Origin of the sequence: Chryseolinea serpens, assembly GCF_900129725.1 — a bacterium.
Classification (GTDB): Bacteria; Bacteroidota; Bacteroidia; order Cytophagales; family Cyclobacteriaceae; genus Chryseolinea; species Chryseolinea serpens.
Genome location: NZ_FQWQ01000001.1, coordinates 2,266,112 through 2,291,144 on the forward strand (window position 1 = coordinate 2,266,112; position 25,033 = coordinate 2,291,144).

The following is a 25,033-nucleotide window of genomic DNA, read 5'->3' on the forward strand; positions in this document are numbered from 1 at the left end:
ATTACCAACTAGTACAATAGCTTAAGGAAGCATTAAAAAAATTTAGTGAGCAAGGGAATTACTCTTGTGGGTAGTATAATTCTACTAGTCGGTAGTATAATTCTACTATGAAAAATAGTGCAATTATACTAGTCGCCTTAGCGAGCTGGAATAATAAAAGGGGCTTTCATTCCGTCTGAACTACTTGCCCCTTTTCTCGATTTCTGAACGCTGGTTACAAATACGTCCAGGAGAAAGATTCGAAAATTTAGCGAATTTATTTTCAGTAATTTACCAACGCATCGGAGCACAAAGATAACGTACATCGTTCGATATTTGCACCATAGCCCAAAAAAGGGCTATTCAAATTAACAACGTAAAGGTTCCAGATATCATCTCCGGAGCATTCATAGATTAAAAACCTGCCTTGAGCTCAAGGGACTAAACCTTAACCCCTACCTCCAGCGTCATGGCGGGTCGGTCATTCAAACCGTAGTAAAGTGATATGACATCCGACTCCCTTTGCGTCAACGTAGAGAGGGAGCGTTGCACATCGCGCCGTAACGAATTATTGATCAGCGTTGAGTCCGGTGTATCCTCCGATTCATCCGCCAATGTATCAAGCAGACTATTCTCCTCCCCTTGTACAAAAGGAGCATTGATTGAAGCTTGGCGTGCTCCCATTTGCACTGTATCTCTAATCTCCTCCGGAGCCACCTCAAGGACCTCGGCCAGTTCCTCCGCAGAAGGGTCGCGCTGGAATTTTTGTTCCAGCGTGGAAAATGTCCTGTTGAGTTTATTCAAGGAACCTATCCTGTTCAAGGGAATTCGGACAACCCTGGACTGTTCTGCAACGGCCTGCATGACCGACTGCCTGATCCACCACACCGCGTAGGAAATGAATTTGAAGCCGCGGGTCTCATCAAAGCGCATGGCGGCCTTCACCAATCCGATATTTCCTTCGTTGATCAGATCTCCCAAAGACAAGCCGAGATTTTGATATTGTTTAGCCACGGAGACTACAAATCTGAGGTTGGCCTTTACCATCTTTTCAAGGGCAGCCTGATCACCTGCCTTGATACGCTGTGTTAGTTTCACCTCCTCATCTGCCGTAATAAGGTCAACTCTTCCGATCTCTTGTAAATACTTGTCCACTTGTGTCTTTGCAACGGTATAACTAAGCCCCGCGCCGCCGTTTCCCTTCGTCATTCCACTAATACCCAGAGTCGTTGTTTTTGTCGTTGTCAATCCGCCATCCCAGTAATCGCGCACCTCGCGACGAGCGTTGACATTATCGTCTGCGATACCGTCTACGCTCCTGTTTATGAATCCTGCACTTAATGTCCATCCAAGCCCAACCCATGATGCCTCCTGTTCGCTCATAATTGGAGATTCCGACCCCCTTGACCACTTTATTTCGTGAGGGTATGATCACCATAAGTTAAGTAAGCACAGATTCAATCGTGTTGAGACATAACTTCAAGATAGTCAATACGAGGGATGGTCAATTCCCCCGGAATAAATTGCTCGGTGGTCCGGAATGTTGTGGTCACAGGCGTACGAAACAAAGTGGTCAACCATCTCGGAATCTCCACCCAGGCCGAGCATGAGAATTTATCGAGAGAAATTTTTCTGTGGTGCCAGAGGAAGCTCGCTCTCGGATTTAGTCAAGATTATAACATCTTCCAATCGAAATCTTTTCCCGGTTGTTGACAAAAAGACAGAGACTCGTGGGCCTCATCCACATGGACAAAGTGCGCGGGATCATGTTCGACAATTCGAAATACGACCTCATTACTGTGAGCGATCTTATGACCAAACCCGAAGCTGGGTAGAACTGGGCGAAAATCTTCATGGGTCTTTGCCAAATTTCATGCCCACGAAGCAATAGAATCTTTCCGGTTATAGAGAGCGACGTTTATCTTGGTTTTCTTTCCAAATCCTCTGTACTTAATCGTTATCGTACTGAGTTGATGGAGTCCTAGTACTATCTACGCCCACTGTCTCAGGTTTAACCCAGATGTTCAACAAGAAGAACCCAGCAACGCCTGCAAGCAATGAAGAAATAAGAATAACAATTTTGGATTGATCGATAATCGCGTCCTTGTTGAAAGCCAAAAAGGTGATGAAGATTGACATTGTGAACCCAATGCCACCCAAGAATCCAGTACCCAGAATATGGGTCCATTTCAGGTCGGAAGGAAGCCGGGTGATTCCGATTAGCGATGAGCCCAGGGAGAACACGAAAATCCCCAAGGGCTTACCCAAAAACAAACCCGTAAAAATTCCGAGACTATTTGCCTCAACCAGGGAATGCACCCAGTCGTTGGGTAAGACCACAGCAGTGTTTGCCAGGGCAAACAACGGTAAAACGCCAAACGCAATAGGACGATGTAAAAATCGCTGAAGAATAAAAGACGTTGATTTCTCATCGCCATTTCCAAACGGAATGGCGAATGCGGTTAGTACGCCGGCAATGGTGGCGTGAATGCCGGAATGAAGCATGAAATACCACATCACCGCGCCGCCAATAAGATAGGGGATCAGGTTGCGGACTTTAAGTCGATTCAGAAGTAGCAATGCGCCATAGACCGACAGGGCGGCAATAAGATTCATCCAGGCTACCGAGCCAGTGTAGAAAATTGCAATAACTAAAATGGCACCCAGGTCATCGATGACAGCCAGTGCCGTTAGGAATATTTTTAAGGAATTTGGTACGCGTTTACCCAGTAACGAAAGCGCGGCCAAGGCAAAGGCGATGTCCGTAGCCATGGGAATGCCCGCGCCGGCCTGCGTGTCGGTGCCTCGGTTAAATAAAAAATGAAACCCCGCAGGTACGAGCATACCACCCAAAGCGGCTACCACGGGAAGTAATGCATTTTTAAGGCTCGACAATTCGCCGATATAGACTTCGCGCTCCAACTCCAGGCCCACCAGTAGAAAGAATATCGCCATGAGTCCATCATTGATCCAATGTGAAACGCTATGGCCGGAAAATTCGAGGTGCCAGAAATGCAGGTAGCCCGCAGAGGCTCCGCTATTGGCCAGTAGAAGAGATAGTATGGTGCACGCCATCAACACAAGGCCGGCTGCTTTTTCGCTATGGAAGAAATCTTCGAATAAATGAGTCACTTTCATACCCCGTGCTTTAAATAAAAAAGGCCCGGGCCATACTTGCGTAATACCGGGCATTCGTAGCCTGTAAACTACTCTATGATCTTTCTAAAGTCGTCTTATCCTTTTCCTGCGCGCAAGGTAGGGCATTTATCTTTACTGCTCGAAACCGCGAGGTCAAAATAAGCTTGCCTTTACCTCAATCAGTAACTGTAAATGTAATTTCATTCGATTGCATAGTACAGAAATACATAATTGGTTACTTTGAAAGATTAGAATAGCGTTTGATTGACGGAAAAATGATTCTCAATTATCGTTACGGCGGATCTGACACCATTTTCCGATTTTAAAAATCCCCTCATATTACGTGCGTTCAGATAAAGTTGATCATTGCCCAGAAGTTCGATCACACTTCCTTCCAATAGGGTTTCAGTTAATTTTTTTAACGGAATCGGTCGAACAGCATAGCCTTTCTGGTATGCCAGGTGACCCCAAAAGTGTTGATCACCCCATGGGATAAATTACCGGGCAAGGTAAAAAAGGAATGCCCGCACGCAGACATTCCGCAGCGGTACCGATACCTCCATGATGGACGGCCGCCTTAACCAAGGGAAGAAGTTTGTCAAAGGGCGCAGAGGCAATGACCTTAATGGAACTATGGGACTCAAGCCATTCCGTATTTTCGAACCCCCAGCCCTTGACGATGAGTATTCTGATGCCAAGTTCTTTTGATAGTTTAATAATGGCCTTTTGAATATCGAATGAAACATCAAAAGGCATGCTGCCAAAGGTGATAAGTAGCGGTGGCTCTCCCGCTTGAATGAATTGCAACAGGTCAGGCGACAGCTCGGTTGTAGATTCACCAAACCAAAAACCGGTGAAATAACTATCGGGTGGGTAGTGGAGATTCCGGGACCTGTGAACACTTTTTTTCGCGAGCCCATGATCAATCCATTCCGCATAGTTGGTCAACTGATTCCGGGAACCATTGCCAACTTGCCTCGTTGGCTACTAATCAGTTACAATCTCTGCGCAATCTGGAATCCTAAGTTAACTATCACTGCTCACACCTGCCCGGAATTAGGTGTTCATGGGTAGTGGAATCTCCAGGCGGTAGAAAGCCAGCGTGTAGAGGATTTTATCAGTTGCTGTGAAAACGCGCTGCATTACTTTGGAGGTGCGCCGAATGCTATTGTTCCGGATAATTTGAAGTCAGCGGTGATTAAAAGCAATCGGTATGAGCCGAAGCTGAATGACAACTTCGAAGCGTTTGCCGATTACTACGGTATGGCTGTTCTTCCGGGTGGTCACTTTGCCTCGGAAATTGGTGGTCAGCTTGCTCGGAATTTTCCAATCAAGTATGACAAACGAGAAAGACGTAGGGTCTGGAATTTTATCATCTTCTTTGCTGCAGGAAAAAGTAACTATCAAAACCACGGAGGCAACAAGCGCACATTTCATCGTGGAGGATATCATTTGTTCTATTAAAATCTAGAAGAGTTTTTTCAATCGTTTCTTAAAAATATACTCTAACCCGACACGGGCATTAAACTTATGCATTTCAGGCATCTCACCTTGGACATCAAACCGGTACAATCCCAAAAAATAGCCTCTTAAATTCCGGGACAGCTTTATGCGCTTCCCTATGCCAAAATAGCTCCCCAAAACCGGCGCCTTCTCTTCCTCAATTGCACCGGTTTGATACGATGGCACGACATGGGCTGCTTCAAATTCACCATGAACAAAAAAATTCTTCACCATCCGAACATCCGCATAGGCTCTCCCTCCATAAAGCTGTGAGTCTTTCACGAAATTGCTGAACTTGTCGCTAAAAGCCCACCGATGGAGGTAACCCATGCCCAGCGTTATGCTCGGTGTAATGCGATACCCGATCTGAAGGCCAAAATCCACCGAGACAATACCTTTGTTGTATATCTGAAAATTGGCACCTGGGACAAGGCGTTGATAGTATTTTTTGTTTTCCAGCTCCGTGGAACGTCTTTTAAATAAATCGCTCAGGCTTTTGATTTTAGTGGCATTACTTTTGGCCAAGGTCAGTTTTTCCTGAGCAGCCTTGAGCTTATCTGCATTTTCTTTGAAGTAGTCATTTGCCACGATTCGGGTCTTTCGTTTTATTTCATCTCTCAACAATTTTTCATCTTGATAGCGCTTAATCAGGACGACGTATTTTTCCTGCTCCTTTGACATTTTTCCCACTTCACGACCGACAGCTTTGACCTCGGCAACATCTTCAACTTTTTTCTCCCCCATTTGTGCCAAGCTATTGAGCTTCTCAGGCCCTTGATCGTTTACTTCCTTGATTCCGTCTTGTACTTTTTTTACAGATGACATTTTGGTTTCGGCTGCTTTCACAGCTTCATTTACTTCTTGGGCGACATTTGGCATCTCTACTTTGGGAATCCTATCCTTGACATCAGGAAACTGGACATTCGGAATTTCGGTTTGAGGAATCGATGCATCGCTCTTTAAATCCTGAAGCCCAGAAAGGCCATCAACAGAAGGCGCTGATGGCAACGGTGGTAAAGGGCTATTTCCCGTTGTCGGAAGATCCCGCATAGCGGGTGGCAACTCCGACGCTCGATCGGCAGAGACCTCTGTCAATGGTTGCTCTATTTTTTTTTCTATGTCGCCTAATCCGGCTTTCAGTTTTTGAGAAACGCTGTCGACATTTTGTTCTACCCTTGACTTCGATTCTTGGATTTTTTGAACGGTCATTTTTCGAATGCTATCAATTGCAGCATCAATCTCGATTTGCAGAGACTTCAAACGTACGTCTAAGGAATCATTGACGTGTTTTATACCTTCCAGGGTATCCGGTCGCCAAGTCGCTAGTCGACGCATTTTGGTCTTCAGAGAATCCAGTCTGATGGTCTTCTCACGAAGCGCTGACTCGATTTTTGCTCTCTCCTCCGCTTGTTGGACATCGATCTGAGAAACATCGGGCAAATCCGGCTTCGTTTGAGCATAAGCTGCTATTCTACTTGAACAAATAAGATGAAACGTTATGACTACAAGCAACGATGTGCGACAGAGTCTCTGTGGGGACCAGACAACTTTTAGACGGGCCTGATTATTTCGGACTGACAACCACTGCATGTAACCAATGTAGCAAAGAGTCAAGTCATTTCAAACGGCAAAAGCAAATATTCCCAAGCCGAATATTTGCGATGCTTGGGAATTATCCCAACGTGACCTATGGCGGTCTCCGTTGAAATATTTACATTCGGGTTCTGTTGTTGTCAAAAATGATTCGTCCCACCCTAATCGTAATACTCCTAGAATTAAGCTGTGCCCAGGCGTTGTCTGCGCAGGATATAGTCGATCCCTGCTTTAGTTCCATAGAAAAGCCGGGGAAATATGAAACTACAGCTGATATCCATAACATCTGCGGTTGCCCAACCGTCTATATCGCTTCAGATCTTCTCGAATGGAATGGAACTGAGTGGCTCGGAGCCCTGGACGCTAGAGTAAATAGCAATATTCCTCCACCCGGCTGCAATGTACGAGCATTTTGGATGGGATTTCAGTATTGGACAACAGGGGGAGAGGGCGTTGCCCTGCGATTAGATAAACCCCTTCAAAACGGACAGACCTACTCCTACACGTTTACATATGCAAAAGGTGAATCCGCTTTTAGCGAGCCGGGTTACGACTTCGGACCTTCAATTTATACAGATACTAACGAGCCGATCCTCCAAAAAGCTTTTTATGTTGGCGCACTGCCTCCCACTGTCGATTGGACAACCCAAACCTTTTCGTTTACTGCTTCTCCGGTCCAAGCTGGCCACACGTGGATTATCCTTTATACACTGCACAGCTCGGGAATGGTGTTGTCCAATTGCTCTTCACGAAAGGATTTGATCGACAAAACGCTTTTGACAAAAAGGGATTCCACTTTATGTCAAGGAGATTCCTTAATTCTTAGCGCTCCGAATCGACAGCTGTACAGCTACCAATGGAGTACTGGAGAGACTAGTTCTTCTATAGCGGTGATCCAGTCTGGAGAATACTCAATCACCGTTACGAGTGGCACATGTGAGTTGTACGATACAGCTTCGGTGGAGTTTATTGACTGCAATCCCCACCTTGTTATGCCTAACGTTTTCACGCCGAACGGTGACCCTTATAACGATCTTTTTTTGCCCATTTCCTATGATAGCAACTATCTTGTCTCTGGCGAACTATCGGTTTACAACCGATGGGGAGAACGGGTTTTTGAAGGAAACCTTTTAACCGGGTGGAATGGAGACTCCGATCACGGCCCAGTCAGTTCAGGAGTATATTTCTACAATGCTATTTTAATTGACTCCAGAAACCGGACCAGAACATTGAAGGGCAGCATCTATTTGATAAAGTGAGGGATTCTCGCCGACACTTTGAATGAATGATTAAATAATCTAGAGGAGAAACTCTTTATAATAAAAAAAGTCCACATCGACCAAGTCCAATTCGTGATTGTATAAAAGGTCAGCCGTACATTTCTCAACATCGAAACTACCAAATTCAAACTCAATCCTTCCAATCCCTATGTGAATTACGAGTGGAATTAGTCCGACGCGACTATCACCCCACGTAAGTCTCCTTTTCACGACTGTTATTAAGTCTTCAGCGGATATCATCACTTCTTTCGCACCGCCGTTATCATCAACGGCAGAAATAACCATAGTTTCTCCATGGTTGAGCTTAAAATATGAATAAAAATCAGACGCCACCTTTTCAGTTGTCAATATTTGGTTAATCGCTGAAAAACAGTCTCGAGTTAATTCACTCAGTATTATCATATTATCTCATTTTGTACTAAATGTCCTGAAAACGATTATATCTATAACTTCTTTAGTTTTCGGATTGGTCCACTTTTCTAAGTTGCCTAAGAGTCGCGGGTGTTGCACACCTTTTCCTAGTAGCTTAAGCTCAAATTTGTAAACAGCTCCCTCAATGTTTATGCCTTTTCCCGTCAGTGTCTTGATGCCCTCTTCAGCATAGGGTCCCACCATGCCTTTTTTTAAGGCTTGAACGAATCTTTCTCTAAGAACGATATTTTTTGCAAGTTTGGCACTACTATAGAGCTTCTTTCCAATCCAACCTCCCATTCCAGCCCATTTCTGGCCATGAGTGTCTTCTGTTGGTATCCCCATCTCATCCCGTCGATCAAAGAACATGTCAAATGCGCCTTGATAATACCCTTCCATGTCGCCACCGATCGTAAAATTGACGCCTGTCTCCAGCACCTTTCCTTCATCATTCAGGACATCGCTTGTAACAATTACAGCACCTGGCACATAGGCGACGCTTGTGATGACGTGGTTTTTCAGGGGGTTTTTTATGTAGTCATACGCTCTATTCAGGTAGCTATGTCCGCTAGCCCAGTTCCAAAATCTTTTCACATCGGTATCGGGCGTTTGCCAACCATCCCAGTTACCATCAGGGTCCAACTTGTTTACCCCGCTATTTCCCATAGCCAGATATGGGCTCCAGTGCTGAGCCATAGGGTCGGGCACCAGCCACCTTCCAATCGCAGGATCAAATTCTCTTGCTTCAAAATGATTCCAGCCCGTCTCCGTGTCTTTTTCGCTTGATTGGCCTTGATAAGCAAATCGATATTCCGAGGCATCGCTCTTTCGCTCTCGGACAATATCACCCCAAACGCCAAAGTCTGTTGCCTGCTTCACAATGTTTTGATGAATGGAAATACGAAGATCATCAAACCACACGTTAACACCAGGCGTTTCATTGGAAACAAAAACATAGATATAGCCATTCTGATTTACTGTTATCTCAGCCACCAGTTCCTCAAAATCGGTCCTAATGGCTTGCCCTGGTTCAAACCCAGCATCGTCACTCACCGGTATCCCTTGCGCAGTTACGTAATGCATTTCGTTATCAAATAAAATATAGTTCAGGAAAGCTCTTGGCGCGTCAGTATTGGATCCAAAGGGAGCCGCTAGCGTGTACGCCTCGGTGAACATATCAGTTGCCTTTGCAACAGACTCAATACCTGGAGTCAACGCATAGGTGGTAGCTAGCGCGCTGATAATACTAATTAAGGGCGTTGGACCAGGAAAAGCATTCTGCTCTTCGAATTTAACAAACGTGTTGAGATGCAATTCATCACCAGCTTGAACGCGCAGCGATATTGCTGGGCCAATAATCCGATCCTCTCCGTTAAGATAGGCAGCATAATTGGGTCGATAGGAACCGGTTTGTGGCGTATGATTCAATCCTGGCTCAACGTTTCCTTGTTCACTTGCAAAAAGGTTCTCAAAATACTGCATTTCCTGCACTCTGGGGTTTTCAAGGTTCGTTTCACCATCGTCTTCCATTGTCGCAGCAAAGCTGGCCTTGTTATCTCGAATCAATGCCCGGACATTCCCCAAATGATCTGTCAACTCATAATCAACGGACTCTTCTTGTTGAGGATAGTATGTTCCCAATTTTCCTGATCCATATAGAGGAATTTCGGTCAATGTGGCACTTTTGTCGTCATCCGAACCCGTAGGCTCGCCCTCCTGTTCATAGATGCTCATAATGCTACCAGAGAGGTCGCGGATGTACCAAGTGGTACGGATATCGGGTTGATACACAATTTTTGCCACTCGAAACCCATGGTCATCATATTGATATTGAACTTTCTTAATCGTCCGTGCTTCATCGGAATAAATGAACGTCACCTTGCCACTAACATCATATTCAACGTATTGAGATTCGCCGTCATTCGTCTCATCTTTCTGCGCAACCGTCATCCTTCCCAATTTGTCATAAGTATAGTTCTTCACATAGCCATTGACAGTAATCAAGCGATTCTTCATATTTTCATCATAGAAATATGAAAAGTCATGCATTGGAAGGCTTTGACCATTGAAGCGCTTCAACGCCTGAATATTGCCATTTGCATCGTACGACAAATTGGTGACCCGAAATTTATTGCTCCTAGTGCCGTCACCCGTTTCTACAAGCTGACTGGTCGTTAGATCAAGATCCGCCCAAGAGGCGTCCTTGATTTGGCCTTTTTGATCATAAACAAAAGTATAGCCCCCAGTAAAGTCATTTTCTTTCAATCCAAAGGGTGTTTCTGTTCGCCATCGAATGGATGATATAAGACCATTAAAGTTGCCTTGATACTCAAGCAAGTCTTTTACGTATGAAGCTGTTAAAGACAGTCGCGATCCTTTCTCGACAAGCACGTCCTTCTCTAGAATCACCTTATCAGCTGAGTTTAAGGCGTTGCTGCAGCCATTGGCAAATTGGGCGTGACGCACCGATATCGCATCCGTGGAATATTGCTTCTCCCCACATGGGTGCGATACGTTCTCACTTGCATCCGTCGATTCTTGCAAAGATTGTAACGACAATAGAAGACCTTTGTACCACTGGTCGGCCATTTTCTTTTCTCCGGAGGGAGTCGGGTGAATCAGGTCGACAGCGTTCAGATCTAAATTCAAATCAAACCCAGTGTTTTGATCCACCAGGTAGATTGGCGACACTTGCGTATTCTTTTCGACGCTAATTTGTTTAATCAAATCGTTCAGTAGCGTTATGTTTGCATTGACGCCTGGAATATTCATTGGAATGATCTGCGCCAGCAATATTCTAACATTGGGGTTGGCCGTTCGTAACGTGCTTATAATAGCACGGAGATCGTCGCCTGTGCTTGCTACGGATTGTCCCTGGTACATATCGTTGGTTCCAGCATGCACCAATGCGATGTCGGGCTTTTTGCCGGATAGCCATGCCGGCAGGCCAGCAGCTATTTCGTCGGCACGCCATCCCCAGTGGCCCTCGTTGTCCGTATCAAACGTCTTCCCCTTGTACGTTGGAAAATCAGGGTTCGATATATTATTTGTAGATTGCGAGCCTATGAAATCAAAATTGATGTCGTCATCCACAAGTTTCTTCCACAGTTCGTACCGGTAGCTAAAGTTGGTGGAGTTACCCTGCGTGATGGAATTACCAATAGGAATAATCTTAATGGGCTCGCCAGCCATAGTCAACTTGCCCTGATTCATTACTTTCAAGAAATTGGTACCATTGTCACTTACTTCTAGCCGACCGCTATTGATCAATTCAGCGTTATCCACCACTAACGAGCCTGCCAGCTCACCGGACGCAGCGATTCTAATTTCTTTCGCAGTTGCGTTAGTATTAACGAACACCGATTTCCCCTCGATGATAACGCTACTTCCCGCTGGTAGATGGGCGCCAATCGTAGCGCTTTTATTTGTATTCCAAATTGCATCCGACCAGTTCCCATTAGCCACGGCCCAGAAATTAAGCCCTCCTGATGGAACTTCTAGCATCATAGCATTGATATAGCCTACCGCAGCACCCTGCCCCTTTGACAGTCGCACTTCGATCTCGCCATTTGAATCCGCTACAGCATTTAGGAATTCGGCGTAATTCGAAGTATTGCCCTCTACGTATAAACTAACCGACTCGTCTCCTATACTGTAAACTGTATTACCGTTGTCCGTTACGCCACCACCACGGAAAGCGCTGCTGCCTACAAGGCGGAAGTTATACCGAGCGCTCGGGATGAGGCCTTTTACCTTGAATTTTACTTCTGTCGTTGCACTCAGGAATCCAAAATAGTAATACTCCATCAATACGTTGTCTGGCACGACTCCCGAATCATTGCCCGTAGTAGTTCCCTGATTATAGACACCCCCCCAATCACCTTCCAATTCGACACTCACTCCAGAATTTTGCCCTACGTCATCAAGCAAATCACTAATAATCGCGCCTGATGCTGGATCACGGGCTGTGTTGTTCCATGGAGCCGGCACTGAAAGATTTCTTCCAAATTTTAACCGCACCAATTGCTTGTTGACGCAATCAGCAATAAAAGGATCGCTGTACACCGAAGTAATAGCGCCGCTTGTGGCGCGAACTTTGTAAAAATAAGTGTTCCCGTGCACAACCCCGTGGTCTGTATAGTTAGAAACGGAGCCAGACGTAGTTGTCAAAAGGGTATAAGAATCACCTCCATCGTTACTGCGGTATATCTCGTAGCCGGTTTCGGATGTATTATTGTCTGTCCACTGGAGCACGACCCCTGTTCCCTGAGTGTATCGAGCAGTCAATGGCGGCGCATATAACTGTTTCTTTTCCATCTCGAGAATCATAGCGTTGATAAACCCTGCGGTAGCGCCGGCACCCTTTCTGATCGAGATTTCAACGTTTCCGTCGGTATCTGGAGAAATTTCTTGTAGCTCGGCGAAGTTAGCAGTGTTATTCTCTACAGCGACACTGGCTGATCTATCCTCAATCTGGTAGATCGTATTTCCATTGTCTGTGGTTCCCCCAACATGAAAAATACTACTACCTAAGAACTTAAAATTGTAAGTTTTTAGTGGGTTTAGCCCGCTAACCCTGAGTCGCACTTCCTCCGGCGAACCGAACATCCCAAACCAATAATATTCTTGCAACACATCATCGGGAACAGCGCCAGAGTTACTACCTGTGGTTGGACCGCCACGGTAAAGTCCACCCCAAGCGGTGAGTAGTTTCACGCTGATTCCGGCGTCCAATCCAAATTCGTCTTTTAGATGGTTGTACCTGGCGCCTTCTACCGGGTCAGCGCCAGTACTATTCCAATGTGCAGGAGCAGCAAATTCCTTACCGAATTTTAGTGCGATTTTTTTCATTTCACTAGCCCGAACGATAGTCTCCAAAGAATAGGATGACGTCGACGTTGCACTTATAGCTCTAATTTTATAGTAATATAAAGTTCCATCTTGCACAGTTCCATCGGAATAAGCACCTGCATTGGCTGCGGTGGTGTATACTAAACTGTAACCAGTCCCTGGAACAGTGGATCGATAAACTTGGTATCCGGTTTCAGTTGCATTGTTGTCGGTCCAAGTGAGATTAACACCGGCTCCAGCAACATATTTGGCTTCAATACCCGCCGGCACATACAGCATGTCCTTCGGAAGATCGATCATGACTGCATTAAGGTAGCCTGCAAAGGCGTTTACACCTTTTGTGGCACTAACTACGATCTGGCCATTGGCATCTGGGGACACATCAAAAAATTCAGCTGCAGCAGATGTGTTACTCTCCACGTTGAGGCTTACCGTCGTGCCATTAATGGTGTACACGGTACTGCCGTTGTCCGTCAAATTGCCATATCTAAACACACTACTGCCAACGATTCGAAAGTTATATAGCTTGTCAGGACTTAGACCATTGATCCTAAATTGGACTTCATTGGGAGCACCAAGGAAACCAAACCAGTAAAACTCCTTCAGTACATTATCGGGCACAATACCCGAGTTATTACCAGTGGTCGCTCCCTCTGTGTTTACCCCACCCCATCCAGTGAGCAATTCTAAGCTTAGACCGGTAGCAATATTAAATTCGTCTTTTAGATTTTTGAATATCATACCCGCCTGGGGATCGCTGTGCGCATTGTTCCAAGGCGAAGGGCCATCTAATGTTTTTCCGAAACTAAAAAGTACCTTCTTCACAGGAGTGGTGCGACTAGTAATCTCCTGCGAGTAGTTGGACACGCCGCTTCCATTTATTGCGCGTACCTTGTATTTATAAATGGAATTTTGTGAAACCGTAGCATCGGTGTAGGTTACCACACTTGCAGCGGTGGTTGCTATTAGAGCATAAGGATCACCGGTTGAGACATTGCTTCGATAGATTTGATAACCGCTTTCGGAGGTATTGTTATCGGTCCATGTCAAGGCTACTCCCGTTGCCTCCCCATAAATTCCCTTCAAACCCGGCGGCGTGTACATCATTCCTGTGGGCAGGTCGATCATCATTGCATTTATATATCCCACTGCAGCATCGCTTCCTTTTTCCAAGGTCACCACGACTTCCCCAAGCGCATTGGCTTTGACCGCCAAAAATTCAGCAGCTTGGCTTGTATTGGATTCAACATCCAGGCTAGCCGCATCCGTCCCAATCTTGTAGATTGTATGGCCATTGTTTGTTATGCCCGCTTGCCTGAATACACTGCTGCCTACGAAACGAAGGTTGTAGCTGCTACTGGGCGACAACCCTCTGATCTTAAACCTCACAACGTTGGGGGCCCCAAACAAGCCAAACCAATAGTAGTCCTTCAGTACGTTATCCGGTACGATCCCTGTGTTATTTCCAGTCGTGGCACCATCCGTATAAGCCCCTCCCCAAGCCGTAAGCAATTCCACACTGACACCGGTATTCACACCGCTTTGATCCAACAAATTATTAAAAACCAACCCTGCCGAAGGCTCGCGACCTGCGTTGTTCCAAGATGCCGAACTTGAATTGCTGTTTCCGAAATCAAAATAAATATGACTTCCTATCGTGATCGACGCGCCATGACCAACCGGTATCACTGCTTCATAGGCAGTTGAAAACGAGGACGCGCGTGTCAAATTCTTTGCCAACACTTTGTATTGGTACGAGTAACCTTCAAGAACTGTGTTATCCGTAAACGAGGTTACATTCGCGCCAGTCGTTCCAACGAGTTGAAAATCTTCACCCGCTATGGGGTTAGCACGATAAATATCGTACCCGGTTTCCGTACTATTGTTATCATTCCATTGCAACGAGAGGGCATTGGTAGAATAATTTGAACTAAGACCCGATGGCGTATAGAGAACATCAGCGGGAAGATCGACAATGATAGCATTTAAGTATCCGGCCGCGGCGTTGGATGCACGCGTAATCACAACCTCAACTTCCCCCTGCGCATCGGATACCACATTGGGAATTGTGGCTAGGGATGTCGTATTATTTTCGACAGCTAGCGATACAGACCTGGCCCCTATGGTGTAAATGGTGTTTCCATTATTGGTGATACCACTTCCATGATAGGCACTTGCGCCCAAGAAGTTGAAAGTATATGCGGTCGATGGCATTAGTCCTGAGATCTTCACCCGCATTTGATCCGAGGAGATACCCAACCCAAACCAGTAATATTCACTCAATACAGGATCGGGGACAATACCGGAGCCATTTCCAGTTGTGACGCCGGAAGGGTATGCACCGCCCCACCATGTAAGCAATTCTATCTTGATTCCCGTATTGTTACCCGAATCGTCCTTCAGGTCACTAAAGACCGTTCCGCCGTAAGGATCATGGAGTGCATTATTCCAAGGCGCTGGCGCTGCATTGGCGTTACCCGCATGAAAATACACTTTTGGTTGTGCTTTAACATTGATAGCTGATAACAAAACGATAGCTGTAGACAAAAACAGAATCGGGATGAGAAATTTCATAGCTAAGGGCGAGTTAGTGATCTTAACCTTTTTTAGGCGAGGGTATAATGGGAGCCTTCCCTTCTCGAATTTTTATTGATCGATTGATTTTTTCCGCACTGTATTTTCTCCAGGCCGACAATTCCGGATCGACCAAATTTGAATTTAGAAACGACAGACTCATCGATTCAGATGTACTATCGTCTGGCAGGTTGTGAAGCTTTAAAGAACGCCTCCAAGGGTCCAAGGCAGAAAGTGCTTCAGCATCGGTTTCTGTTTCATAATAATTAATAATCATCCCGAAAGCATCGTTGTCGTCACCACCCGGATCTTTGGACTTATCCGGATGGTTGATTTGGGTCAACCATCCATTTATATTGTATACAAAATCAACTCCCTGAAGGTCATTTCCAAGCACAATTCGCTTCAACGGACCGTGTAAATAATAAACATAAGATGCTCTTATAGTCTCACTCCCATTCTCAGCAGTACTTGTAAAAACTTTACTCAGGCGCAGATCAGCGTCATACTCATAACGATGGTAAAATTGGCTTGCCAAGCCCAATTTTTTTGTAAATGCAAGATTCGCTATTTTCAGTACATTGCCCGTGACACTGTATTCATATTTAGCGACAAAAACCATGTTCAGTTTATCGGGCTTTTGGACCGTCCATTCAACATTACCACGTTCATCGTAAGAATACCAAGTTTGCATATTGGCATTTTTTGTAGACGCTACAGCGCGACGCGTAAAATGTTGTTGTTTGTATAGCTCCGGTAGTCCTGCGTTCACACATAACCCGGCCAATGTTCCATCAGGAGATTGATCGTAGAATGTTAGAATCCAGTCTTTCTTTTTATTGAGGTCGAATGCTGGATGTTTAATCTCCTCCAGGTGGCTATCGAGTTCCGAAAATTTTATATCATTTCCCTCATATTCACCCGACTCAATGGGACGAAGTGATTCATCATACGTCGTATAGGAAAACTTACCAAGGCTGTTAGAATTTGACTCAGCGTCCTGTTCATTTTTAAATTGTTGCGCGTTTTGCGAAAATCGTATTTTTCCATCTTTTCGATATTTGAAAACGCTCTTCCCCGCGTCCTGGCTTGTCCTGGAAATAATCCTTCCCTGAAAATCATAGTAAAACGATGTCTTATCGACAGCCGGATAATTGTCCCATAGAAGTACGCCGTTGGGGGTAACAGATTCCACCAGGCGACCAACGTCATCGAAGAATTGATAAGCAACGTCTTGATAATAGTTAGTGTAGGTCAGTTTAATCACCGTTGTAGCATTCGTCAGCTGAACGCTGTAAAACCCAGCCGGCCATTTACCTCCCTGATCGAAGGTTTGCCCAACATTTTTAGCTACGTCGTTTAGAATGTCTCTCGCCACGAAACTACCGATGGGACCTGAGACGTTTTGGATTGTTACTGCAGCGTCATCCAATAGATAAAAATATATTAAAGGCCGGTATTGTTCGGATGCCGGATTACCGCTACCAGTTACAATATTGGTTACAGATAACATATGATCCGTGGATGTTCCAGATCTGGCACTCATCACAGTCTTGCCGTTTTTATCCGCGATATTGATATTATAGGATTTTAGCTTTTTTCCGCCGGTCTCTTCATAGTCATTTTCGTCCGCTGACAAGGTCTGAACGCCTTGATTCTGAAGCGTTGTGATTCCGCCCGGTGTGCCAGACATAACCGAAGACCTCTTCGATACATAATCATCAAGTTCATTGTAAATCGGGAATGCGCCTGAAACCCCTTCATGCGTGCTTCCCATTCGCAAAGCCTCTCCAGGTGAAGCACTCCGTCGTTCAACTTCTGTACCATCTTTATAATAATCAACTCGGGAGTAGGGAAAGCTTGTTGTTGGCACATGCTCCTCCAGATTGTTATTGACACTATAGTACCATCCCAGAGTCCCGGGCTGACTTGCATTCAATGCCTCGAACACCGCTGATGAGCGATCGTCACGAACGAAATGATAATTGTACTGAAAAGCATTTTGCGTAATTGGAGCAGGTAGCGTACCGCCGACTGTTCGATTGACCAAGTCGTGCAATTCCTGCGACGCAAATATCTTACCCGCTGACAAGTTCTTATCCTGTCGCTGAAGATTCTTACCGGACTCGTCATAATATTGTTTTGAATGAGCAATAATTTCTTCTTTTGAGTGAGCCACCGACTCGATCCAATTTAGATAATCATCGCAATCATTTTGAACCAAAACAGGCACCGATGTTCTGCTAGCGCTCCGACATCCAAATCGATCCGTACTTGACACAGAAAACGTATATTCCCCTGCCGAGAGCAATCCAATATTCTTCCTTGGCAAACTACCAAGTGAAGTATTTTGTGCAGTGAACCATTCTAATTGATAACTCTCCGGGTTATTCTCTACAGATAGAACTACAGGTTGATATTCACAAAATTTTAATGTCAGTGGCGTGGCTAAAATAGGTAGTGGCACGACTGTCACGATAACACCTTCGTCTTCTTCATTTGTTGCACAACCAGTTACATGGGCCTTGACAGTAGCGTTTCCAGAAAAACTGGGATCCCAAGTGATTATTCCATTGGCATCGATGCTGCTACCGCCAGCTTGTTCGATGGTCCAGGTTGTTGCCCTTGGTATGTTTCCGCTGGCTTCTACGTTCATATCATTCGGCGGCTTTGTACCCGCGCAAAGAACCGGGAGTGTAGGCGTAATGGTCAGACGTCCAAGAGGGCTATTGTTAATCGTAAAAATGGATCTGCTCAATGCAGAGCTCGTTTCATTATTGGCAACGCAAGACGCAGTATTCGTATGTGCCCAAACGCTAATGCTATCGCTGGTTGCAATATTTTGCGGATGATAAGTCGCCCCGGACGCCACCTGAAGTTCATTCTTATACCAAAGAATCTGGTCGGCTGCAAAATTCGTATTTGCCTGAAACGAAATTTCCCCTTCACAATAAACGGCAGGATATCGAAACGGGGTCATGGTGATCCCCACTGTAAATTGTGGTGGCGGGGTAACCGTGATTGTCGTCTGTGCAGATTTCAAATATCCTGAACACCCGTTAGACTGGGTATAAGAAACCGCGCAACTGACTGTGTAAACCGTATTCGGTGAAGTTGGCGACTCCAAATATTGGTAATTGCGTCCCATGGTTGTCGAATTTTGTATATAAACAACTTTATCTGGTCCACATTCAGGAATTGGGTCATTATGGTGTTGAGGTTGCCCATTCACATACCAAGTGTAGGTTGTGCTCGATGTCGGCGAGGAGTTGTTTGGAAAACTTAAATTTGCTGTCACAGGAGCACCTTCACAATTGCAAATGGTCTGGGGCGATGTCAGTGAAAATGTCGACGGAAAATCCGCCTTAATTACTGCCGTAATAGGCGCTGAATTTTTGGTCGCACCAGAAGCACAGTCGGAAGAGGAGATTACCTTTGCATAAACATTGTTCCCGTTTTGAAGGGTGGTCGAAGTAAAGGTCATGCCATTGAGCTGCACCATGTTTTGATCACTACCGATGTACCATTTGACAACTGGGTCGTTCCCAGCATCAGTAATATGTGCCGTGAAAGTAAGGGACGAGCCAGGGCAAACATTGTTGGTGTTAACCGTTATTGAAATACTCGGTTCAACTGTCATGCTGACGTTGGCAGCAATATTTTCCCGGTGCCCATCCGTAAAGTCTGCGTGAACATCCCCAGAATGTTCTTTTAGCCACCTGACGATTACCTGCCCAGGCTTATGAGCGTCGGGGTCGTTGGGTTTATACATGAAGTCCGTCCCCTCTGTCCCCAGATCAAAGGAACATGTAGGCGGGGTTGGTGGATTTCCGCCAGAATTTATTGGCGTGGCGAAACCATAGTAAGTCACGTAGTCCGCATTCGGGCCCGCACACGGATCATAGGATGTCGCTCCTGCCGTATAGTTAAACGTTTGCCCGAACGCCAATGAGTTGAAACCAATTACAAAAACACCTATTGACAACCAAATAAAACGAGAGGTCGGGTTTCGATTTTTCATAGAATTATGATCGACATTTATCAAAAGGGAGCATTTCAAGGTCATATACATAGTTTATCTAACTCTACCATAGTGGTAAACCTGCGCGGCGACATGTATCTCTCCATTGTCAAACGTCTCGCGATAGGTATCGGTCAAGTGCCCAACTCCGTCGTATTCAAACCTCGAGAAGGTGTTTTGTGCATCCAATATGTACCATACTTCCCCCCAGCTATTGTACACATAACTCGTCATCTCTGAATCAAAAGGATGAAATCTAAAATCATCAAACGTGCTCGTTCCTCCTGAAGACTCGCACCAAACGTCCAAGGTTTGTAACGCGTCATTCGCTGAAATACCAGACATGTCTATATCAGCTTCTAACAAATACCAGTTCCCTGCTTTGCCAACATTTGTTACAACGGTCTCCACCGTCAAGTTCGAACCCAACTTATACTTAATTTTAGCAACTGGCTGCAGTGACCACACGCTAACATGATATTTTCTCGCCTTCGGCCGCAACGAAAATCTAAACGCTTTTTGATTGATAGACGCTGTCACGGCACGCGTTCCAGTATGTGCCGCGAGTGAAAATCCACCCCCTTCAACGTAAACACCGGAGCCGATTTGATTCTGTGAATCGGGTACTTCTTCTGCCCCAGAGTACCCAACCTCGCGGTGCTCTGCGTTGCCGGCTATAGCCATTACATCCGATTGGTCCAAAGACATTTTTACAGTTGAAAACCGTCCATTAACGTCAAAGGCCATCAAACTATGAGAATTGGCATCATACAACGATTCCTCCTCCTCTTTTTGCCAACCCGGAGGGACCTGATCTCCTCGCTTCCAGGCATTGAATCGAACTACCTCTGAATATGGATAAAGGCCATTTGTCGAATTCACATCTAAAGTTGGATCACCTATAAATGAAAAGGTCTGAAATTTTCTAAAAATACCTACCTGTGGCGCGGATGCAGATTCAACGTTACCTGGTTGCAATACAGGCACGTCATCACTCCATGTCTGTACTGCCCCGGATTGCAAGTATTGAGGCGCACCGGAACCATCAATTTTATAAACATAAGTCGCTGCTTCCTGTGAAAGCATGTGCCTATTGTCCAAACTTTTCAGTCTTACTCCCATCTGCGGGTATACAGCTGCCCCCCCCTCTTTTAAGCTATATGCGGGAACAGTTTCAGTGACAAAGACTTGTCCGTAGGTGTCTGTTACACGCGACTTTATTGGTTTGCCGGAATAAAAATCAAAGGCTGAAAACTCCGTCTTGGCCGTATTCCCGGTCACAAAATTTCTCTCCTCCATCGACGTCATGGCGGTAGCTTGATCGGATCTCACTGAGACCACGGCCCTATCTATCGAGAATATCTCGTCCACATCTCGGTTATTATCGTCATCGACACCATGATTGATAAAATCCTTCACCGTAATGAATTTATGAAACGCTTGTTCCACCAATCCTTGTCGTTGACTTTGCAAAGTTGTCTCAATCGCGTTCGTCTCATTATCATACAAGTATCCAAATTTCTTCTCATGAATGAGTTGATTGTTTTGATATGAAAAAGTCTGAACCCTTTTTACATCCCCCACGCCTGTCGACTGATTTCTAAGAGTTACATTTCTACGTTGCTTATCCAACGTTCCATAGTCGACAAAATCGTAGGTAATCATGTTCTCATCAAACACCTCAAATTGTTGCGTACTGTAACTGTCCAAATATTTGTCATCGTACTTATTACGAATCGTCACGAACTCATACATTACTCCTGGGCCAGGCGCTTCTCTTCCAAATACCAGAACCTTCTCAATCATTTGATTTAGGTATTTTTGAAACTTGGTCCGGTACTGCATTAAATTCCGGTTGTTTTGGCTGTTCTCGCTAACGAGATTTCGAAAAAAGTCTTTCTCTGTAGGAAAAGTGATTCCGATCGCGTTGTATGGCTTGTAGGTGGTGACTCCGGATGAGTTCGTGGTTCCAGGCAGATTATAATAGTATTCTGTCTCCTGAACATGACCTCCCAATGTCTCAACACTAATGGACTTAACACGAGGTCCACCACCACTAAGCGTGGCTGTTCCGCCAATATCTCCCCCACCAACAAAATCCGAAACCGAAACTGCGCCGCATACGAAATAAGATGTCATCGTTTTAGTCTCCCCATTCCAGGTAAATGTGCGATTTGGCTGCAAAGCATTATAAACACCAACATCGTTAAGAACAATGTAATCGTCTTGAACGTTGACAATGTAGCTCGTGTTCACGAAGTAGCTTGGAACCGGCGTTCCTGTATTCCCGAAATTCCCAACCATAAATATTCGCATGTCAGCCGGATCACCTGGCACGAAATAATCTGAGACATTTATTCCTTTTTCCTTAAACTTGATCTTAACTTCTGAAGGCAGATATCTTTCAACGCTCTCGACTTCAAACAAAGTCTTATTGTCGTCATAAACTGATTTACTGAAAGTATTCGATTCATAGTCGATATCAATCGTCGCGCCAAGTTGCGTTGTGACAGCGCTCAGGGACCATGCCCAGGTCAGTTGAGCAGATGCCTCGGTGACGCGTCTAGACTGTCTTGTCGGCGTTGTAGCTTCATCATATGGCAGTACGTCTGAATTTGTTACAAAATCAGACTTATAGAATCCCCAATTGTCAAATTTTTCTTTGTTATAACCAGGATTCAGATCGTACGCAAATTTCGTGGAGGGCAAAATGTCTGCGCCACCGTGCCCCAAAACTTTTACCGCTGTGAGTGTTAACTTTCCTGTCCGCTTAAATCGAAATTCATTTCCTGCGTATTTTCCACTCCCATCTCTACAGATCTCGGCATTCGAGTAGTCCATATCGGCAATTGGGTCAAGCGAGTAGAACGCGGCTTTATCACGAGAATAACCTGTCATCACCTGGTTATTATACATATCACAGCAAAAGGGCGCACCGTGCGCGCGATAGGGATCATGGCAACCACTTTTTCGCGCGTAGGGCCATTCAAAATTAAAATCGGTTTTCGGGTCTGTGCAAATTCCCTGAGGATTGGCACAGGTTTGATTCCCAAAATTACTGAAATAATCAAAGCTATTCGGAACGTCAACGGAAAGGGTATAGTCAGTTTCAAAACGGATAATCTTGGCGGCCAATTTTGCAACGTTATCCTTATCCACCGCGTTAGGAATCTGGTCAATATCACCTTGATCAAAGACAAGATCGCCGTTATGATAATTTATTTTAATTGCATCTTCCCCTTTTTTTATGGTAACATATTTTGGGGGATCTGAATATGGAATTTGATAGGAGTAATCATCGTCCTCAGAGTGACCATCGGAATACCCATAGACGGCGGGCGCATTTGTCGGAAAGTTGTCATACCAGTTACTTCTGTCCTTCTGAAGCAGAACCTGACCCATATCTTTTTTATCATATAAATAAATGGCATCCAATTTTAAAGTACTTACTGGGCTAACTGAAAATTGCAGCCTGCCATTTTTTTGAAGAGCGTTTTCGTACCATTTAAATTCCATTGAATATCGTCTAGGATTACTCCCGCCCTCTAGGCGGCTAGTGACCCCGCGACCATCTAACCGTTTTGATTTGACAAAAACTGCTTTATGTGTTTTTGTCTCAATTGCATCCAAATAGTAGAGTTCTTTTATACCGTAAGAGAATGAAGCATAACTACTTTCCAGTTCTGTTAAATATCCAGTTTGGGGTGTCCTCCATTGATAATTGTCAGCCCACCTTCCGTAGTCGAATTTCACCCAATACCCTAAGTCGGCGTCATCCAAGATGCCGTTCGCGGTCCCGGTGGGGCCACGATCCACAAAATCGGGACCAGTAACAGCTGTTAGCAACCATGTGTAGGCATATGGTTCAATGTTCTTCATTTCGGTGATCGTTGCAGCTCCCTTTAAAGGTTTCTTCATTTTCATTCGGGTATACTCATTCGATGCGTATGCTGGTAAAGCATAGTGATAGGTCACGCCGCTCTCGTTTGTAATCATGAATCCGCCTATCATTTCCGCTGTAGATATGGTACGCGGTTTTAAACTCTGGAAAGTGGCATCTATGTTGTCATATAAGTCCGCATCGTCGTAGTTGTCTGTCTTGATCATTCCGCTACCTTTACCTCTAATAGTGGCTTTAGAATAAGGCATGCAGGATTCAGGCTGAAGGTAGTTTTCATAAACTTCGCGTTGAAGGGGGCGGTCGGAAGGTAGGGCATAACAATCGACAAATTTTTTTGCCTTTGCATCTCCATCGTGTATCTCCTTGTTTGTAAACCACTCGACGTGACGCGATCCCTCTAGTTGTTGAGACGTCGCATTATTCTCAAACCCGTCCGCATCGGCAACGACCGTCTGGGCATTAATACTGAAGGTCGTCCCGCTAGTGATAGATTGCGGACTCACTGACAGCTTGTTAGAAAAATCATTCTTAAACCTAAAATCAACTTTTTTTCCGGGAGTAAATTTTCTGAGACTTTTATAATCCAGCGATTTGAAATCCGTTAAAGGAGTGCCAACAACAAGGTCGCGCTCATAGGCTTCCTTGCCTCGCATGTCCCCGTTTTCAAATATGTAAGGTTCTATATTCCCACCAAGACCTTGGCCAAGAACATCATATCGATCATGTGCAGGAAATGAACCTCCAATCTGTTTTGCAACATCCGCGTCGTCGTGGACATCCCATTGATTGGCATCGGAGACAGTAGCATCATAAATGTCGTAGATGTCATTAGACACTGACTGAAACTCAGAATACGCAAAGTTTTCGTTGTGATTAAAAATATCCTGAGCATCGTTGCTCTTAGCGCTGTAAAGGGATCCAAAGGCATAAAGTGCATCAGACTGATCGGACCAATATCGAGTGTAATAGTCTCGCAGCGAATAACTAAAGCCAAGGCCTACCTCCTTTATTCCAAACTGAACTGCCCCACCGTCAACCGTCCAGGAATGGCTACTGAGTGTACCTGCTGCATTATTTTTTTGATTGAACGTATAACCAGCCAATGTCAAACTTGTTTTAATCCCAGAATTGATATTAAAATCAAGAGAGCTCTGCTGCCCTAACAGCTCAATCCCTTGACTTCGCAGGAAATTTGCATTAGGACTCTGCTTATTGAACGCAAAGGCTCTCGAAGCAAAGGCAGATACTGGATTGAAACTTACCGAGGTGTAATGATTCACACTAAATCCCCGATAAGTATCTTGTGTTTTCGCCGTAGTAAAATTCACCCCAATGCCCGCAAAACTCGCTCCCATTGTTGATGTCTTCGTCACAGTTGTTCCGCCATCCCAATAATCTCGAACTTCTCTACGCGCACCGATATTGTCATCAGGAAAACCATTTATAGTCCGATTGATTGAACCTGGGTTCAGAGTCCATCCCAAACCTACCCACGAAGCCTCTTGCTCTCCCAGAATGCCACTATGGTATGATAAAGAAAGGGGATAGCCACCGGCTGGGCCCGGAACCTCCAACAACGGCATATTGTATACCAACTGCCCAGACGCCAAATTGACCATGTCTGTGGTATCCACTGGCTCAAAGCTAGAAAATTCCGGAGAGGATGGTCCTGCTGTCAGCGCAAACAACATGGCCGGTTGAATAACACTTCCAAGCATTTCCAAAAAGAAAAAGGCCGAAATGAACTTAAGCAAAAATCGATTACGAATCATACGCTAAACA

9 protein-coding genes and 1 pseudogene are annotated in these 25,033 nt (G+C 45.1%); 2 read left to right on the forward strand and 8 right to left on the reverse strand.

Going from position 1 to position 25,033, the window contains the following annotated elements; genetic code table 11:
* Positions 1-438: 438 nt before the first annotated feature.
* Positions 439-1,188 (reverse strand): annotated as a pseudogene (locus BUB30_RS08960) (sigma-70 family RNA polymerase sigma factor); the annotation flags it as partial.
* Positions 1,189-1,688: 500 nt separating this feature from the next.
* Between BUB30_RS08960 and BUB30_RS35780 the strand changes: the two are divergent.
* Entirely contained in the window at positions 1,689-1,814 is a 126-nt protein-coding gene (locus tag BUB30_RS35780; RefSeq protein ID WP_262485789.1) for a CBS domain-containing protein, read from the forward strand.
* Positions 1,815-1,929: 115 nt separating this feature from the next.
* Here the strand turns inward: BUB30_RS35780 and nhaA are convergent, their stop codons facing one another.
* From nhaA to BUB30_RS08980, 3 genes are all read right to left on the reverse strand, one after another.
* Positions 1,930-3,117, reverse strand: a complete 1,188-nt coding sequence (gene nhaA, locus BUB30_RS08965; RefSeq protein ID WP_073134997.1) for a Na+/H+ antiporter NhaA — start codon at positions 3,115-3,117, stop codon at positions 1,930-1,932.
* A gap of 480 nt (positions 3,118-3,597) precedes the next feature.
* On the reverse strand, positions 3,598-4,065 hold the full coding sequence (locus BUB30_RS08970; RefSeq protein ID WP_073132904.1) for a glycosyltransferase: 468 nt from the start codon (positions 4,063-4,065) through the stop codon (positions 3,598-3,600).
* Positions 4,066-4,584: 519 nt separating this feature from the next.
* The gene (locus tag BUB30_RS08980; RefSeq protein ID WP_143164823.1) at positions 4,585-6,060 is read right to left on the reverse strand and encodes a hypothetical protein; all 1,476 of its coding nucleotides are present in this window, start codon (positions 6,058-6,060) and stop codon (positions 4,585-4,587) included.
* A gap of 299 nt (positions 6,061-6,359) precedes the next feature.
* On the opposite strand from BUB30_RS08980, the gene BUB30_RS08985 reads away from it, so the two are divergent.
* Positions 6,360-7,472, forward strand: coding sequence for a T9SS type B sorting domain-containing protein (locus BUB30_RS08985; RefSeq protein ID WP_073132910.1), 1,113 nt, complete (start codon positions 6,360-6,362; stop codon positions 7,470-7,472).
* A 39-nt stretch (positions 7,473-7,511) separates the two neighbouring features.
* Here the strand turns inward: BUB30_RS08985 and BUB30_RS08990 are convergent, their stop codons facing one another.
* From BUB30_RS08990 to BUB30_RS09005, 4 genes are read right to left on the reverse strand one after another with little or no spacing between them, the layout of a single operon-like run.
* The gene (locus BUB30_RS08990; protein ID WP_073132912.1) at positions 7,512-7,895 is read right to left on the reverse strand and encodes a hypothetical protein; all 384 of its coding nucleotides are present in this window, start codon (positions 7,893-7,895) and stop codon (positions 7,512-7,514) included.
* Positions 7,896-7,901: 6 nt separating this feature from the next.
* Complete coding sequence (locus tag BUB30_RS08995) at positions 7,902-15,329, reverse strand: GDSL-type esterase/lipase family protein (RefSeq protein WP_073132914.1); 7,428 nt, start codon at positions 15,327-15,329, stop codon at positions 7,902-7,904.
* A gap of 22 nt (positions 15,330-15,351) precedes the next feature.
* Positions 15,352-19,350 (reverse strand): Ig-like domain-containing protein, encoded by a 3,999-nt coding sequence (locus BUB30_RS09000; RefSeq protein WP_143164824.1) that lies wholly within the window; start codon positions 19,348-19,350, stop codon positions 15,352-15,354.
* A gap of 54 nt (positions 19,351-19,404) precedes the next feature.
* The gene (locus BUB30_RS09005; RefSeq protein WP_073132918.1) at positions 19,405-25,023 is read right to left on the reverse strand and encodes a hypothetical protein; all 5,619 of its coding nucleotides are present in this window, start codon (positions 25,021-25,023) and stop codon (positions 19,405-19,407) included.
* Positions 25,024-25,033: the final 10 nt, after the last annotated feature.